We start from the raw sequence: 16,272 nt of genomic DNA on the forward strand, positions 1-16,272 counted from the left end.
TATCACAAAATAATCTGCGCACTTACTTTCACCACAAAAGGCCTAGCCTCTGGCGCATCCAAATAGGTCATGCGATGGAAAAAGTCAACCCGGAAGAATTTAAAGATATTTTCAATTCCATATCCTAACTCCAAATAAGGCTTAGTAGGATCTAATCTTCCAAAACTTTCTAAAGGATTTCCTGCAGGATCTAAGCTCGGAACATTCAATACATTTTCATTTCTAACTGATCCAAAAAGTAAATTTCCATTGGCTACTGCTCTCCATTTTAGTTTTTTCATCAATGGAATTCTGTTCAATAAAAATCCCTCAAAAGAATGTCTATATCTTAAGCTGACATATTGATCTGAGGCAAACTCATTGAAATTCATGGTATTGAAAGCAGCTGTAGTGTAAAAAAGCGTTTCGTTGCCTAAGTGGTTTTTCAATATCGGATAAGGAACTTCTCCAAAGACTTTGCCTGCATCCACTTCATATCTGGAAACCCCAAAAAGTCCCATGTTTAGCCTTTGGTACAGATAAAAACTCAACTTATGATAATCTATGTCTCCACCTAGCCACTGAAGACCTTTTGCATAGTTCACTTCAAAAATTGGCCATTTAGAAGGTCCAAATGAAACCCGCTCATTGTCATTGATAATGATTATTTCGTCCCTTCCATAGCGAAGTCCAACTCTAGCTTCTGTAGTCTCAAACCTACTTCTTAACTCTCTATTCTGCTGCTCCAAAAAGTAAAAGTTAAACAATGGATCAAACGCTGCAATCTGAAGACCCCCTTTCAGCAAAAAGCCTTTGAAAAATTCCCGCTGGAAATTTAGCTGCTGTGTTGTGCTGATAAAAGGCCTCCTCAATGTCCCAAATCTACTGGCAGCTAAGAAAATACTATTTCCAGCTAAGGACTCCATTTCCAAACCCACTTGATCGATTTCTTTCGTGGATTTGAATTGAAGGGTAGTCCAATGTTGCCTATCCAATATCCGGGTTACAAATGCTGAATATTTAAAGCGTTCATCTTTAAACCCATACGCTAAGTAGGCTTGAATCAACCATTTATTGCTGAATGAATAATTGGTCCGCATCCCAAAGCCAGCCCGAAATCCTTCTACATTATTATAATTTCCAAATTCAGTCCAAGGGCCCAAATCCACTTTTCCTACTGGAAGAAACCCAGTTGCAAAAAACTTTAAACCTTCTGAATAAAATCGAATAATGGGGATCTTCTTCAGTGTATCCACCATCTGAAGAATGGCTATTTCCTCCGAACTCAAAGGGTCTACCCTATTTTTTTTCCAAAAATCTTCTCCGGCATTCCCGAAATCAGGTCTCAATTCAACAGCATTGTTGAAAAAGGAAGTGGGTAAAGGTTCTTGGAGAATAACTGAATCCGTAGCCGTGTAAAACTTTGCAAGAAGCCCGGCGGTATTGGGGCTTACTTGCCCAATTTTTATTTGAATTCTACTTTTAGATGGAATCAAGGGACCTTTGGAAGTAGGCTCTAATTCCTGCTGAATCTTGATTCTTTCAATAAAATTTAGGTTCGCGGACTTGGGAACAGTCAAATCAACTTGCTTAAGCGCATAGGTCTCCTTATTGATCCAGATGGTGCCACTAAAAGCCAAGTCTTGCTCTCTTCTGGGATAAACTTGCAACCTATAGCAGCTATCTTTTCCCACTAAGACCGAATCTAGCAAATCATAATCATAGAAAACTTTCCACCCATCAGCTATGGGTGAAATGAACTCTTTATCCAGAATGTTCAACCAATTTTTATAGAAGTTATATTCCTGAAAGACAGAGCCTGTAATTTGAGAAGTAGTAGAGCCATCCGTGATACCGACTCCGGTGACTTTGGACTTTTCGACGATCTCTTTCTTCAGTTCAGGATTATTTCGATAATAAAATTTGGAAATGGTCTCAGAGAAAAAAACAGGCAGGATTTTTTCTCCCTCATCGTTGGTCAATTGCCGTATGCTGTCCAAAACAGCAGTTACTTTCTGGACTGTTTTTCTCTGGGTAAACCTGTCCGAAACCTGATCAATATCAATCTCTATTTTTGTATAGTTCTTGGTTTCGTATGCCTCAAGACTTCTTTTATCAAATACTTTTCTTTTATCAACCGCCCTTCTGATGATCTCAAACGCCGGATTTTCACCAGCCTCAAATACAAAAGCTTCCAATTCAAAGTCAGATGGTCTGAGTTGGAAATTAATGGTTTGATTAGCTGAAGATCCAATTTTTTTGGTTTGGGTGATATATCCCAAATAGCTTACCCGAACGCTATCTGCCTTTCCCGAAAAGCTCAATTCATAATTTCCTTCGAAATCAGTATTCATTCCCTTTCCTGTTCCCAGTACCAAAACTGAAGCAAATGGAATAGGATCACCTGTTTCTGCATCAGTCACTTTGCCCTTGATTGACACTTGGGCGTAAGAAAAACTCAGGGAAAAGAATAAAAATGTGAGAGAAAACAGTCGCTTCATTTAGAAATTCCGCATGGAAATATTAGCACAGTTGCAAATATAATTTCATTCCGCTGGCTTAAAGTCCAATCTGAGATAAAATTTCCGAATTGAATAAAGACTAGGCCAGCATCATTCAATTTTGATTCCTGATCTAATATATTTGGGCTTTCAAAGAATAATCTATGGTTTACGATATTGCGATTGTCGGAGGTGGAATTGTCGGATTGGCTACAGGGCTTAAACTTATCAAATCAAAGCCTGAGCTGAAAATCGTTATTCTCGAAAAAGAAGAGCAGCTAGCAAAGCATCAAACCGGAAATAATTCCGGAGTAATTCACTCTGGACTCTACTATAAACCAGGATCTTTAAAAGCCATCAACTGTATCAACGGATACCATGAATTGGTGAGCTTTTGCCAGGAGGAAAAAATTCCTTATGAAATAACCGGAAAAGTGGTTGTCGCTACCCGGGAGGAGCAAAAGCCTTTATTGGAAAATCTTTGGAAAAGAGGTTTAGAAAATGGCTTGACCGGTACACGCAAAATCAGTTTGGATGAATTGAAAGAATACGAACCACATTGTGCCGGAGTGGCGGCTATTCATGTCCCGCAAACCGGAATAGTAGATTATTACCAAGTTGCCCTAGCTTATGGAAGAAAATTCATGCAGCTCGGCGGAAGTATTTTATTGAAACATAAAGTATTGAAAATAAGCACTTCAAATAACATCAATACAATTGAAACTTCAATAAAAACCATAGAATCTAAGTTGGTCATCAACTGTGCAGGCTTATATTCAGATAAGATTGCCAGAATGAATAGCGATGAGGCAGATGATGTAAAAATCATTCCTTTCAGAGGCGAATATTACAAGCTTAAAAAAGAAAAGGAATATCTGGTCAAGAACTTAATTTATCCCGTTCCAGATCCTAACTTCCCATTTTTAGGGGTGCATTTTACAAGAATGATGAAAGGCGGCGTGGAAGCAGGTCCCAATGCAGTTTTGGCTTTTAAAAGAGAGGGCTATAAAAAGTCTCAAATTAATTTTTCAGAATTAGCGGAAACTTTAGCTTGGCCTGGATTCCAAAAAGTTGCTGCAAAATATTGGAAAACCGGTTTTGGAGAATTATACCGCTCATTTTCCAAAGCTGCCTTCACGAAAGCACTACAGGAATTGATTCCTGAAATTCAGGAATCAGATTTGGTAGATGGCGGAGCAGGTGTGAGAGCTCAAGCTTGTGATCGAAGCGGTGGATTGTTGGATGATTTCGCTATCAGAGAGAGTGCAACAGTCATCAATGTATTAAATGCTCCATCTCCAGCTGCCACCAGTTCCCTATCCATTGGAGGTACTGTGGCCACTATGGCTCTCAAGCGCTTTGAATAATCAAACCTGAGTGTTGACAGTATCAGGGAAATATCTATTGGCTAGCTTTATCATTTCATCACCTTTGACCAAGTCATGAACACTCAGTTCAGAAGTATGATAGTGCCCTGAAGCTCCCAATAATTCCATTACAGCGTGAACTGTGTTTTTATGGAAATTGTAAACGCGCTCAGCTTTATCTGGAACCACCAAACCTTTTACCAAACCTCTCCTTTGAGTTGCCACTCCAGTTGGGCAATCGTTGGTATTACACCTTAAAGCTTGAATACAACCCAAGCTAAACATAAAACCTCTGGCTGAATTACATATATCGGCTCCCAAAGCAATATTTTTTAAAATCGAAAAAGCACTTAATGCTTTTCCTGATGCAATTATGGTAATCTTATCTCTGAGATTGAATTTTTCCAATGCAGCTCTCACAAAGATCAAAGCTGGCTCCAGCGGTAAACCTACACTGTCTGAAAATTCTAAAGGAGCAGCACCAGTTCCTCCTTCTGCTCCATCTATTGTGATAAAATCAGGTAAACATTCCTGACTGATCATCTCCTTGCAGATTTCTATAAATTCTTCTGTGCGACCAATGCAAAGTTTAATTCCGACCGGTTTACCGCCTGATAACTCTCTCAATTGTTGTACAAAAGCTATCATTCCTTTAGGACCGGAAAATGCCTTGTGAGATGGAGGGGATAATACAGTTGTACCCGGTTCAAGTCCTCTGATTTTAGCAATTTCAGGAGTGTTTTTAATGCCTGGCAATACACCTCCATGCCCGGGTTTTGCGCCTTGGGATATTTTCAACTCTATTAATTTCACTTCAGGTAACTGAGCTTTTTCTTTAAAGCTTTCAGGGTCAAAATTTCCATCCTTATCCCTGCATCCAAAGTAACCAGTTCCTATTTGCCAGCATAAATCTCCTCCTGACAAATGATAACTGGAAATCCCTCCTTCTCCCGTATTATGATAGAAATTACCTTTTTGAGCTCCTAGATTTAAAGCTTTGATAGCGTTGGAACTAAGAGAGCCAAAACTCATTGCTGAAATATTAAAAATCGAAGCTGAATATGGTTGAGCGCAAGAATGAGTACCGATCGTGACGCGAAGATCTTCCTCTTTGGGACTTACCGCGTATATACTGTGTCTTAAAGCTATATAGTCTTCTCCATGAATATCTTTTTGAGTTCCAAATGGATGTGTGTCATTGACTCCTTTGGCTCTTCTATAAGCCAAGGCTCTTAAATTTCTAGAAAATGGTCTTCCATCGGTATTGCTTTCAATGAAATATTGCTGGATTTCGGGGCTGATTGATTCTAAAATGTATCTAAAATGTCCGACAACGGGGAAATTCCGAAGGATCGCATGTTTCTTTTGAATAGAATCATAAATACCCAATGCAGTCAAAGAGCCCAAAACAATCAGGAAAAAATATCCGAAGCTAAATTCCCGAAGTTCAGAGAACCACATAAGAAATAAAGTGAGGAGAAAAATGAGGAGAATAGATAAAAAGAAAAGCTTCCGCATTCCAAAGGTGGGTTTGATGGAATACTAATATAGTAAAGCTAAATCAGTTTCCTTTAAGCGAGCAAAAATTCTAAAAATCGATATTCTGCCCAAGTAAATTCGTCGCCTTTTAGGGTAAATCCTGTGTGCCCACCCCTCTTAGGCATTTCTAAAATAATCTCTTTCTTCTTCCTTGCTAACTCTATCGGGTAACAAGCCTGACCCAACAAAGGATCATTGAGAGCATTGATAATCAATGTAGGAATATGAATATCCTGCATCCAATTATCAGCACTGACTGATTGATAAAAGTCTTCTGCATTTTTAAACCCATGCAATTTGGCCGTAAAATGGGTGTCAAAGGTGTCAAAGTCTTTGACTTTACCCAAGAGCTCCAAGTCGATCAATTCCGGATACTGGGTTGCCTTAAGCATCATCTTTTTTTTGAGTTTACCCAAAAACCGATTTTTGTAAAAACTATTAGAAGGGTATTTTAAAGTGGCTGCACTTGATGGCAAATTACAGGGCGTGGAATATACCGCAGCTTTTACAATTTCTGATGGGATATGTTTACCTTTTTCGCCTAGGTATTTTAAGGTTTGAGCCCCTCCCATACTGATTCCACAGAGATATATTTCCTTATAATTTTCTGTATTTCTAGTATGTTCGATTACCGTATCCAAATCATAGCTCGCTCCATGATGATAAAGGATAGGTTGCAGATTCATTTCTCCACCACAGCTTCTATTGTTCCAGGCTAGAACATCCACATGATGTTGATTAAATAATTTTGCCAAACCCATTGCATAATGCCTATAGGAATCTCCTTCCAAGCCATGAGAAATAATCAAAAGCTTATCACTTCCAACCTTCGACCAATCAAGATTTAAAAAATCATCATCAGGAGTATGAATCTTTTCTCTTTCATAGGTTAGCTCTTTGATTTTTCGAAATAAACTCGGGACTATAGTTTCGAAATGACCATTGATTAAATAACTGGGACCCTGGTAGGAAGAGGAATCAATAATTGGCATATCCTAAAAATGGAGAATGGGATTGAATTTTAAATACAGCAGAGTGTTGAAACCCTCTGAACAGAAATCAATTTCAAAAAAAATACTTTTTGATCAATTATTTAAGAGTTTGGCTGTTTCTTCGATAGCTGTATCCAGTTTTTCCTGAAGTAAATGGAAATGTCCTCCGAATGCCTGATTAAAGCCCTCGGATTCTAAAATATCTTTTCCTTCTTGCAGGATAATTGATAAATCTTCAAACTCAAACATACCTAAGGTAGGTTTGACCTTATGTCTGATTTGTTGGATTTTAACTTCGTCTTTTTCATGAAAACCTTCAGCATATTTGGTTTTCAACTCAAGGAGTCCTGCATGGATAGCAGTGGTTAATTCCATTCTAAATTCCTCATCACCTTCGGCCATTTCTAGGATCCGTTGGTTCAGTTCAGGATAAGCTAAACTCATATCGCGCTATTGATAATAGTTTTTCCTGCCAGAAAACCCGTCGACCATGCAGCCTGAAAATTAAAACCTCCAGTAATACCGTCCACGTTAAGTACTTCTCCAGCAAAGTATAAATTTGGGTGAAACTTACTTGCCATTGTTTCAGGATCCACCTCATTCAATTGAACACCTCCTGCAGTTACGAATTCTTCCTTGAAAGTGGTTTTACCTTTGACAGACAAAATATAGCAAAAAAGATGCTGAACCAATTTATTAATTTGCTTTTTGCCCAAGTTTCCGTAGATCTGTTCCTCTTCAATAAGGGATTTTTCAAGAATATGCTCCCATAATCTGCCTGGAATGTCAAAAAGTGGGTAATTTTTAACTTTTCTGGATGAATGCGCTTGGATATAATTTCTTATCTGATTTTGATAATCCTCTTCACCAAAATCCTGATTCCAGTTAATTATCGCTTTTGCCTGATATTCTTTTTCATGAAGCCAAGCTGCTCCAAAGGCTGAAAGCTTTAAAACTGCCGGACCACTCACTCCCCAATGAGTGATCAAAACCGGACCTTGATAGGAAAGTTTGGTACCCTCCAACCTCACATAGGCATTCGGTAATGATAAACCCATTAATTCACGAATGGATTCTTGTGGAGTATTGAAAGTGAAAAGGGAAGGTATAGGTGATGCAATAGTGTGCTTAAGACCCTTTAAAAATTGATAACCTTCAGTTTTAGGATGACCTCCACTACAAATTACCACTTTATCAAATTGCCGGGAGCCGGAATCAAAATGAAGAGTCCAGGTATTCCCATTGGCCTCCATACGCTTTAGATTCATTCCAGTTTCGATTCGAATATTTTTCGCTTTGGCTTCTTTCAGTAAAGCTTCAATTATAGAAGAAGATTGATCACTAACAGGAAAAACCCTACCATCTGATTCAATTTTTAACTGAACACCTCGGGACTCAAACCACTGAAAAGTATCTTCCTGCTTGAAATGCCTAAAAACCTTTTTTAAGAACTTTTCTCCTCTTGGGTAATTCTTTACCAACTTGGCTATTTCCATAGGACGGTGAGTGACATTGCATCTTCCTCCACCGGATATTTTTACTTTGGAAAGTAGCTTTGGAGTTTTCTCAAAAATGAATACTTCATTGTGAGGTGAAGCAGCATGAATCGCAGCAAAGAACCCGGCTGCCCCTCCCCCAATAATTGCAGTTTTCACTTTAATTTATTGATTTGTAGAAAGTTAAATACTTTATCTTTTACGGGTAAATGAACCTAAAATACCACGCGTCAATTCTCGGAAAATAGTTCTTCCCAATTGCCTAACCATGGTATTTTTACTCAACTCCTCGATTAGAGATTCGTCTTCTTTGGTACGACTTGCTGTTTTGGATCTTGAAGATGGACCAGGCAAAACAGCTTTTTCCTGTTCTTTTTCAATTTGGTTCATCTTCTTTTCCAGCAACTCAAATGCACTTTCTCTGTCTATATCTTCATTGTATTTTGAGGTCAAAGAAGATTTATTAACCAAATCATCTATTTCTGAATTGGTTAAAATGTCCATTCTTGAAATTGGCGCTCTGACAAGGGTATGAGCCAAAGGTGTAGGAATACCTTTTTCATTCAAAGCAGTAATTAAGGCTTCTCCTATCCCCATGGAGGTCAATACTTTGGAAGTATCATAAAACGGAGAGTCAGGGTAATTTTCAGCAGTTTTAGTGATGGCTTTCCTGTCCTTTGCTGTAAAGGCTCTTAAAGCATGCTGGACCTTTAAACCTAATTGTCCTAGGACAGAATCTGGAACGTCTGTAGGGGTTTGCGTACAAAAATACACCCCAACACCTTTTGAACGAATCAACTTGATAATTGCTTCAATCTTCTCTAAAAGATCTTTGGAAGCAGTAGAAAAAACTAAGTGTGCTTCGTCTATAAACAAACAAAGCTTAGGTTGATCAGCATCTCCTTGCTCTGGAAAGGTTTCATAAATCTCAGAAAGAATGCTGAGCATGAAGGTAGAAAAGAGTTTGGGCGTAGATTGGATATCAGTCAATCGAATCACAGAAATGACACCTTTTCCATTTTTAGTTCTTACGAAGTCTTCCACGTCAAAGGATTTCTCTCCGAAAAACCTTTCAGCACCCTGTTGCTCAAGTTCTATAATCTTTCGCATGATGGTATTCACCGATGCTGAGGATACACTTCCAAATTCCTTTGTGATAGCTTCTTTGCCCTCATTAACGATAAACTGAAGCACCCTTTTCAGATCTTTCAAATCTACCAACGGAAGATGATGTGTATCACAATATCTAAATACCAAAGAGATAACTCCTCCCTGCGTATCATTCAAATCCAAAATTTGAGAAATCAGGATGGGACCAAATTCAGAAACTGTAGCCTTTAATTTGACACCTTTCTCCTTAGAGATAGACATTAATTCTACGGGTAAGCCCATCGGCTCATAGTCTACCCCTATTTTTTGAGATCTTTTTAAGATGAAGTCTGAAGCTTCTCCAGGTTGAGCCAAGCCAGATAAATCTCCCTTCAAATCCATCAAAACCGATGGAACACCTTTTAATGAGAGCTGTTCTGCAATTACCTGAAGAGTTTTGGTTTTACCTGTTCCTGTGGCACCTGCTATCAAGCCGTGTCTGTTCATGGTTTTAAGAGGCACCTTGATTTGGGCTCCTGAAACTGCCTCTCCATTTAGGATACCAGTTCCCATGATGATATAGTCTTTTTTATAAACCTGACCTTCAGCCAGATGGGAGATAAACTTTTCTTCTTGACTCATCTTCTTTACTGATTTGAATGACAAACTACAAAAAAAACCTTGATGCAGGTCGCAAAAAGGTTTTTTTGAAATTAGATAAAAGGGAAACTTAATGAGTTACAACAGGATCCAATGCTTTTGCTTGGGCTACAAAATCCTCTACTCTGGATAATGCAGGAATAGCTCTTGTGAGTTTCTTTTCAGCATTGGTTTTTACCAAAGCAGCATGAAGATTTTCTGCATTACGATTTCTTAATTCTTTTACAGTATCAACTCCGGCTGCTTTGAGTAATTCTGCAAATTGACTGGCAATGCCATTGATTCTGAAAAGATCTGCCATATTGACCCAATCCAAAATTTTTCCTTCATCTATACCCGAAGCATCTGCAATTTTCTTTCTTCCAGATTTAGAAGCTCCATGTTGTAGCAAGCCTTCTACTGTTTTTACTCCAGCTTTTGCTAGTTTTTCCTTGAATACAGGTCCGATACCTTCAATAGCATCAATTGATTTTGCCATGTTATTAGTGTTTAGGTTAAAATGTTTCTTGACTCTAGCTTTTTAATCAGGTGATTAAACAAAACTATTATCCTAAAATAAAGACAATTTTTATCTTCCAAAATCCATTTTAAAGAATGTTTTAAAAAAACTCCATTTACAAACATTAACTTTCGTCTTCAAAAGCAAGTTTGTAACCTTGAAATTAAAATTGATTCAACCCGTGTTTTCAAAATATCTGCCACTATTCATCGGTATTTTCTTCCTAATTTCTTTTGCCTCTATAGCTCAGGGAGTTCCCAATCTTGGTCAGACTGACCGTTGGATGAAAGGTGCCCTAGCTGCCATGGAAAGACAGGATTATACCACTGCCAATTCCATATTCAGAAACCTGATCGACTCAGGATTACCCTTACCGGAAGAAATGCCCTATTATTTTGCAGAGACACTTTATCAGTTAGGTCAATATGATAATAGCTCCAACTTTTTGAATAAATATTTAGAAATTAATGGTTTCAGGGGAGCTAATTATCAAGGAGCACAAGAATTACAGAAAAAGCTGGAAGGGCCGCTCAAAGATATCATTCAATGTCAGCTCTGTGATAGAAAGGGCTATAGACTTGAACCCTGTTCAAACTGTGGAGGAAAGCAGAAATTAGAACAAAGTTGTACCTATTGTCGAGGCAAAGGTATTGTAGGATGCAGTAAGTGTGCAGCTACTGGAATGATTACAAAAAGGAATATTTTCAATATAGTTGAATACTTCGAATGCGACCGATGCGGAGGTGATGGAAGGTTGACTTGTCCCAACTGTCAAGGAAGCCTCAAAGAAATCAGTGAATGTAAAGTATGTGGAGGCACAGGAAGTTTGTCTACTGAACTCATTTGCAATCATCAAAAAATCGAGCATAAACATTAAAAAAAATCCCGCACGAAGCGGGATTTTTTAATTACAGTACTTTTCTAAAGCTTCTTTAGCTCCTGGATATTCCAAGCCATTTGCTAGCTGAAAATCTTCACAGCCTCCTCTTTTTTTATTGGTAGCTACTTTAAGCATTCCTCTATTAAAATAAGCCTGTGCAAAATCTTTGTCAAGCTTAATCGCATTATTATAGGCCTTCATCGCGTCTAGGGTATTTCCCAACTGATGAAGAGCTCTACCCTTCATAAAAGAAGCTGCTGCAGGAGCTCCTGAGATTTCTTCTGCCCTATTTGCAAAAAGCAAGGACTTAGAATACTCTTTGTTGAGATAATGGATATTGGCAATGCTTAAAAGAATCTGAAAGTTGTTAGGATCGATTTGCATCGCTTTTTCAAAATCATTCAATGCAGAATCATATTGGCCCTGCTCTTCAAATGCCCTTCCCCTGTTATAAAGGGAAGTAACATCATTAGGATTAAATTTCAGGGTTTCTGAATATTCGCCTACAGCTTCTTCATATTTACCCTTGTTGAAATAAGCATCCCCTTTGTTTTGCTTTGAATTAGAACAAGCCAGAAATGTTGCACTTAATAGTACAACACACCCGGCTCGGAGTAACATTTTCATAATAGTTGGTTTAGACTGCTACGTTATTTTCTCTCAATGCATCATTCAGTGAGGTTTTCAAATCCGTAGAAGCTTTTCTTTGACCGATGATCAATGCACAAGGAACTTGGAAAGTACCAGCACTGAATTCTTTGCTGATTGATCCTGGAATAACCACCGAACGAGGTGGAACATAACCTTTATATTCTTTAGGCTCAGAACCCGTCACATCAATGATTTTTGAGCTGGCTGTCAAAGTCACACCGGCACCGATTACCGCTTCTTTTCCTATTCTCACTCCTTCTACGATGATCGCTCTAGAGCCAACAAAAGCTCCATCCTCTACAATTACCGGAGCTGCCTGAACAGGTTCTAGCACACCTCCGATACCTACACCGCCACTTAAATGAACATTTTTGCCGATTTGAGCACAAGAACCGACAGTTGCCCAGGTATCAACCATCGTGCCACTGTCCACAAAGGCACCGATATTAACATAACTTGGCATCATGACCACTCCGCTTGCTAGATGTGCACCATATCGAGCTACAGCATGAGGAACTACACGAACACCTTGCTTGGCATAATTGGTCTTAAGCGCCATTTTATCATGAAATTCAAAAGGCCCAACTTCAATAGTTTGCATTTTCTGAATTGGAAAATACAGGATTACTGCCTTCTTCACCCAGTCATTTACCTTCCATGAACCATCTTCCTGTGGTTCAGCTACACGAATTTGACCCGCGTCCAAATCGGCGATGATAGTTTTGATGGCGATTTCGGTATCTTTTTCCTTAAGATATTCTCTTTTTTCCCAAGCTCTTTCGATGATTTCTCTGAGTTCCATTAAATTGTTTAGTTTCGTTTATGCATGTTGAATCGGCCTATAAGACTCCTGTACTGATCGCTTCAAGCTTAAAACCTATACAGGATACAAGAGCTTTTGCGAAGCTTGGCCTTTCGCTGCGTGAAACAAATAAATACAGGCTAAACTTCATAGGCTTTTCCTCTAAAAGACCTTTAAAATCCAGTGATGTTAGATATTTTTATTCTATCAGCGATATAAAATCTTTTTGGCAGAGAGCCTTTTTGCCGATCCGATTTCTATACCTAACCATCAAAACAAGGCCAAAAGTTCTCATTTGTTGTACTTGGGAATATTTATTGCCCGCTACACTCCTCAAATTTTTCCTGAGATATAGCTTGATTTATGATGTTCAGGAAAATTATCTAGCCAATCAAAATCTTCCTAATTCAAGAAGTTCTTTGGCTAAAAGCCTCTCAAAAACAGTCATTTTTTTATCAGAAAGATTGGCCTCCGTCGATTATTATCTCTTGGCTGAATCTTGCTATGCTATAGAAATGCCGAAAAAGAAACCAGCGCTAATACTCCCTAATTTATTTCAGGGAAAGATCAGAAAAACAAAGCCATTTAAGGTCGATGAAAAACCAGAGATCCATCTCTTAGTTACTGGTACCCTTAGCCCTGCATTTGGTACCTTAGACGCCTTAAAATGGGTTGATATACTTATCCAAGACTTCCCACAAATTAAGCTTCATGTTATCGGGCATTGCACAATTGAGAAATTCGGGGAAGAGCTGACTGATTTTGTTATAAACAAATCCTACATCAATCTTGAAATTTCCAGGCAACCTATAGCTCATGAGCAAATCATTGAAGCTATGGAACTGGCCGACTTTGTACTCTTACCTTATAAACAAAGCCCTGAAATAGCTCCCAAAATGCCGACTAAACTGTATGAATGTGCCGGTTTAGGGAAAGCAGTTTTACATAGTCCTAATCCCAATTGGGAGAACTTTTTGTCTCAATTTGGAGGAGGTAAATCAATTGACTTTTTAGACTTATTAAATGCTAGATCTTCTTTCAAGGTAGCATTATCCAATTATTACTTTCAAGGAGAAATCCCATCAGAAATCCATTGGGATACGGTTAAGCCTGATTTCCAGAGATTAATCCAATCTCTCTCTTAGTACAATTCCCTACCCCGGGGATAAGTGGAAAACTTATCCACCAATCAACTCCTTTTTACACTCGATTTTCATAAATGGAAACTCATTTCCAAAGTACCCTATTGAGGTTATTTTATGAAATGTATATTTTTAAAATATTGATATAAAGCATTTTAACCCATTTTTTAGATAGTATTAATTTATATTTTAGCCTAGACTAAAATCCAAATCACAATAAAAATGAGCTTATCCACAGGCGATTTAGACGGTTTCAAATTATATTTTAGCTATATCTAAAAATATTTTTATCTTTGTCTTATTAAATTCCAGACGATGAACTTGACCACAGCTGAAGAGAATTATTTAAAAGCCATTTACCATCTCTCCGATGGTGGAAAAAAATCTGTATCAACCAATGATGTTGCTGGTGAAATGAATACCAAGCCGGCCTCTGTCTCTGATATGCTCCGTAAGCTTGGAGAGAAAGAAGTGATTGAGTACCGAAAATATTACGGGGTCAATATTACCGATGAAGGAAAAAAGAGAGCCTTACAAACTATCCGGAAACACAGACTGTGGGAAGTTTTTTTGGTTGAGAAACTCAACTTTGCTTGGGATGAAGTTCATGAGGTCGCAGAAGAACTTGAACACATACAGTCTCCCCTACTGATCCAAAGGCTGGATGCATTTCTTAATTATCCGAAATTTGATCCTCACGGTGATCCAATACCGGATGAATTTGGGGATGTCAGAGCAAGACCTAGAATTCCATTGAATGAAATGGAGCTCAATCAATCCGGTCAAATCGTGGCGGTGAAAGATAGTTCTGCTGCTTTCTTGAGATATCTTGATAAGGTTGGCGCTTACATCGGGGCTAGAATCAAAGTCCTGGACAAGGTTGAGTTTGATGGTTCTTTGGAAATATTGGTAGATCAAAAGAAAAATATCTTTATGTCCAAGGATGTGGCTGGTAACATATTGGTCCTTCAGTCATGATCAGATTTTATTCGATTCTAATTTGTGTTCTTTTACTTTCATCTTGCAAGTTTCGTGAAAGTGAGGAAAATGGATTACCGGTGATTGTAACCACCACTTCCATTTTAGCAGATGGGATTAAAAATCTTGTTGGGAAAAATGCTCAGGTAATCGCTTTAATGCCTGCCGGAGTTGACCCACATTTGTATAAAGCCTCAGTGAGAGACTTGGATCTTTTGCAGGATGCAGATTTAGTCATTTACCATGGATTGTATTTGGAAGGTAAAATGACGGAGATATTTGAGAAACTAGCCTTCAGCAAAAACTTGATCAATGTCTCAGAAAAGGTTCCAGATGAATTATTGATTAGATCAGGGCCTGAAGCTCATAGTGTAGATCCACATATTTGGTTCGATGTTTCCCTTTGGAAAATGGCTATGCAATTCGCTTCTGAAGAAATTATCGTATGGAAACCGGAATGGAAAAGCACCATTGAATCAAATTCAAAACAGTATTTTCAGGAATTAGATCAGCTACATCAAGAAGTCATAGATAAAGCCCAACTCTTGAATCAGAGTCAGCAAGCATTAATTACAGCACATGATGCATTTGCCTATTTCGGAAAAGCTTATTCAATTGAAGTAAAAGGTTTGCAGGGACTATCCACCTTAAGTGAACCGGGTCTTAGAGATCTAACTGGACTCATTCAATTTATTGTAGAAAGAAATATCAAAGCAGTATTTGCAGAGCAAACCATTTCTCCAAAGGCTATTAAAGCCGTAGTGGCGGGATGTGAAAATGCAGGCCATCCTATCCAATTAGCTGGACCATTATACACTGACAGTCTGGATGGTCCTGAAACTCCGGCCGGAACTTACATAGGTATGTTCCGCTCCAATATTGAAACCATATTCAAAAGCCTATTGCCATGATCCAACAAGTAGAAAACCCCATTTTGGAAATTCATGATCTCACGGTGAGTTATGATCAATCGCCTGTATTATGGAACGTGGATTTAAGCTTGCCTGAAGGAAAGTTGATTGGAATCTTAGGGCCTAATGGAGCTGGTAAATCAACCTTGATCAAGGCTATCATGGGTTTGGTTCAGGCAAGTGGAGGCTATGTTAAAATTTTCAATAAGGAATTGGAGCAAGTAAGAAACCAGATCAGTTATGTTCCCCAACGGGAATCTGTAGATTGGAATTTCCCGGCTTCTGTTTTGGATGTAGTGCTAATGGGTACCTATGGGAAATTGGGTCTATTCAATAGGCCTGGAAAAAAAGAAAAAGAGCTTGCTCATAATTGCTTGGAAAAGGTTGGAATGAGTGCCTTTGCCTCTCGTCAAATTTCCGAACTATCAGGCGGACAACAGCAAAGAGTCTTTATTGCAAGAGCTTTAGCACAGGAAGCGGATTTGTATTTGATGGATGAGCCTTTTGCAGGAGTGGATATGGCGACTGAAACAGCCATTTTCCAATTACTGCAGGAAATGAGCAAGGAAGGAAAAACAATCGTGGTGGTGCATCATGATATACATTCGGCAATGAGTTACTTCGAATGGATCATCATGCTCAACCTACACTTAGTAGCCTCAGGCCCGAAGCAAGAGGTAGTTAGTGAGGAACTTCTCAGAAAAACATATGGAGGAAAGTTAAATCTCCTAACCAAAGTAACTGACCTCATTCGTAAGAAAGAATTCAATCCACTTAAAAACTGAT

General features: G+C 38.5%; 15 protein-coding genes. 6 read left to right on the plus strand and 9 right to left on the minus strand.

Translation table 11 applies throughout. The annotated features are described in order from the left end of the window. Positions 1-2: 2 nt before the first annotated feature. The gene (locus GYM62_RS07280) at positions 3-2,480 is read right to left on the minus strand and encodes a DUF5686 and carboxypeptidase-like regulatory domain-containing protein (protein WP_219958917.1); all 2,478 of its coding nucleotides are present in this window, start codon (positions 2,478-2,480) and stop codon (positions 3-5) included. A 164-nt stretch (positions 2,481-2,644) separates the two neighbouring features. Between GYM62_RS07280 and lhgO the strand changes: the two genes are divergently transcribed. Further along, complete coding sequence (gene lhgO / locus GYM62_RS07285; RefSeq protein ID WP_219958918.1) at positions 2,645-3,847, plus strand: L-2-hydroxyglutarate oxidase; 1,203 nt, start codon at positions 2,645-2,647, stop codon at positions 3,845-3,847. On the opposite strand, the gene GYM62_RS07290 is transcribed toward lhgO, so the two are convergent. The 6 genes from GYM62_RS07290 to GYM62_RS07315 form a co-directional block, all read right to left on the minus strand. Beyond that, positions 3,848-5,308: an FMN-binding glutamate synthase family protein gene (locus GYM62_RS07290; RefSeq protein WP_255590611.1), complete on the minus strand. Its 1,461-nt coding sequence runs from the start codon at positions 5,306-5,308 to the stop codon at positions 3,848-3,850. Positions 5,309-5,418: 110 nt separating this feature from the next. Continuing rightward, entirely contained in the window at positions 5,419-6,378 is a 960-nt protein-coding gene (locus GYM62_RS07295) for a YheT family hydrolase (protein WP_219958920.1), read from the minus strand. A 93-nt stretch (positions 6,379-6,471) separates the two neighbouring features. Then, positions 6,472-6,822, minus strand: coding sequence for a hypothetical protein (locus tag GYM62_RS07300; protein ID WP_091650652.1), 351 nt, complete (start codon positions 6,820-6,822; stop codon positions 6,472-6,474). Beyond that, on the minus strand, positions 6,819-8,033 hold the full coding sequence (locus GYM62_RS07305) for an NAD(P)/FAD-dependent oxidoreductase (protein WP_219958921.1): 1,215 nt from the start codon (positions 8,031-8,033) through the stop codon (positions 6,819-6,821). The genes GYM62_RS07300 and GYM62_RS07305 overlap by 4 nt, the downstream gene beginning before the upstream one ends. Positions 8,034-8,066: 33 nt before the next feature. Further along, positions 8,067-9,605 carry a helicase HerA-like domain-containing protein gene (locus tag GYM62_RS07310; RefSeq protein WP_144605768.1) on the minus strand — a complete coding sequence of 513 codons (1,539 nt, stop codon included), beginning with the start codon at positions 9,603-9,605 and terminating at the stop codon, positions 8,067-8,069. An 88-nt stretch (positions 9,606-9,693) separates the two neighbouring features. Next, positions 9,694-10,101: a DUF4332 domain-containing protein gene (locus GYM62_RS07315; protein ID WP_091650644.1), complete on the minus strand. Its 408-nt coding sequence runs from the start codon at positions 10,099-10,101 to the stop codon at positions 9,694-9,696. A 202-nt stretch (positions 10,102-10,303) separates the two neighbouring features. Between GYM62_RS07315 and GYM62_RS07320 the strand changes: the two genes are divergently transcribed. After that, entirely contained in the window at positions 10,304-10,999 is a 696-nt protein-coding gene (locus tag GYM62_RS07320; protein WP_144605767.1) for a molecular chaperone DnaJ, read from the plus strand. Positions 11,000-11,026: 27 nt separating this feature from the next. Here the strand turns inward: GYM62_RS07320 and GYM62_RS07325 are convergent, their stop codons facing one another. Then, positions 11,027-11,629 (minus strand): tetratricopeptide repeat protein, encoded by a 603-nt coding sequence (locus GYM62_RS07325; protein ID WP_144605766.1) that lies wholly within the window; start codon positions 11,627-11,629, stop codon positions 11,027-11,029. 10 nt (positions 11,630-11,639) lie between these two features. Beyond that, positions 11,640-12,455, minus strand: coding sequence for a 2,3,4,5-tetrahydropyridine-2,6-dicarboxylate N-succinyltransferase (locus tag GYM62_RS07330; protein WP_144605765.1), 816 nt, complete (start codon positions 12,453-12,455; stop codon positions 11,640-11,642). Between the two features lie 20 nt (positions 12,456-12,475). On the opposite strand from GYM62_RS07330, the gene GYM62_RS07335 reads away from it, so the two are divergent. From GYM62_RS07335 to GYM62_RS07350, 4 genes are all read left to right on the plus strand, one after another. Beyond that, positions 12,476-13,600 (plus strand): glycosyltransferase family 4 protein, encoded by a 1,125-nt coding sequence (locus GYM62_RS07335; RefSeq protein WP_144605764.1) that lies wholly within the window; start codon positions 12,476-12,478, stop codon positions 13,598-13,600. A 312-nt stretch (positions 13,601-13,912) separates the two neighbouring features. Continuing rightward, a complete protein-coding gene (locus tag GYM62_RS07340; protein ID WP_091650635.1) occupies positions 13,913-14,575 on the plus strand; it encodes a metal-dependent transcriptional regulator in 663 nt (220 codons plus the stop codon). Continuing rightward, positions 14,572-15,486, plus strand: coding sequence for a metal ABC transporter solute-binding protein, Zn/Mn family (locus GYM62_RS07345; RefSeq protein WP_219958922.1), 915 nt, complete (start codon positions 14,572-14,574; stop codon positions 15,484-15,486). The genes GYM62_RS07340 and GYM62_RS07345 overlap by 4 nt, the downstream gene beginning before the upstream one ends. Continuing rightward, entirely contained in the window at positions 15,483-16,271 is a 789-nt protein-coding gene (locus GYM62_RS07350; RefSeq protein ID WP_219958923.1) for a metal ABC transporter ATP-binding protein, read from the plus strand. Before GYM62_RS07345 ends, GYM62_RS07350 begins: the two co-directional genes overlap by 4 nt. The last annotated feature ends 1 nt before the right edge of the window (position 16,272 follow it).

The sequence above is a fragment of the Algoriphagus sp. NBT04N3 genome (assembly GCF_019443765.1).
In the GTDB taxonomy this organism is placed as follows: domain Bacteria; phylum Bacteroidota; class Bacteroidia; order Cytophagales; family Cyclobacteriaceae; genus Algoriphagus; species Algoriphagus ornithinivorans.

Coding starts and splice junctions, on each gene's coding strand:
- GYM62_RS07325 (WP_144605766.1), bottom strand. CDS start 11,629: ATGAAAATGTTACTCCGAGCCGGGTGTGTTGTACTATTAAGTGCAACA.
- GYM62_RS07295 (WP_219958920.1), bottom strand. CDS start 6,378: ATGCCAATTATTGATTCCTCTTCCTACCAGGGTCCCAGTTATTTAATC.
- GYM62_RS07335 (WP_144605764.1), top strand. CDS start 12,476: ATGCATGTTGAATCGGCCTATAAGACTCCTGTACTGATCGCTTCAAGC.
- GYM62_RS07300 (WP_091650652.1), bottom strand. CDS start 6,822: ATGAGTTTAGCTTATCCTGAACTGAACCAACGGATCCTAGAAATGGCC.
- GYM62_RS07315 (WP_091650644.1), bottom strand. CDS start 10,101: ATGGCAAAATCAATTGATGCTATTGAAGGTATCGGACCTGTATTCAAG.
- GYM62_RS07340 (WP_091650635.1), top strand. CDS start 13,913: ATGAACTTGACCACAGCTGAAGAGAATTATTTAAAAGCCATTTACCAT.
- GYM62_RS07280 (WP_219958917.1), bottom strand. CDS start 2,480: ATGAAGCGACTGTTTTCTCTCACATTTTTATTCTTTTCCCTGAGTTTT.
- GYM62_RS07345 (WP_219958922.1), top strand. CDS start 14,572: ATGATCAGATTTTATTCGATTCTAATTTGTGTTCTTTTACTTTCATCT.
- GYM62_RS07310 (WP_144605768.1), bottom strand. CDS start 9,605: ATGAGTCAAGAAGAAAAGTTTATCTCCCATCTGGCTGAAGGTCAGGTT.
- GYM62_RS07290 (WP_255590611.1), bottom strand. CDS start 5,308: ATGTGGTTCTCTGAACTTCGGGAATTTAGCTTCGGATATTTTTTCCTG.
- GYM62_RS07330 (WP_144605765.1), bottom strand. CDS start 12,455: ATGGAACTCAGAGAAATCATCGAAAGAGCTTGGGAAAAAAGAGAATAT.
- lhgO (WP_219958918.1), top strand. CDS start 2,645: ATGGTTTACGATATTGCGATTGTCGGAGGTGGAATTGTCGGATTGGCT.
- GYM62_RS07350 (WP_219958923.1), top strand. CDS start 15,483: ATGATCCAACAAGTAGAAAACCCCATTTTGGAAATTCATGATCTCACG.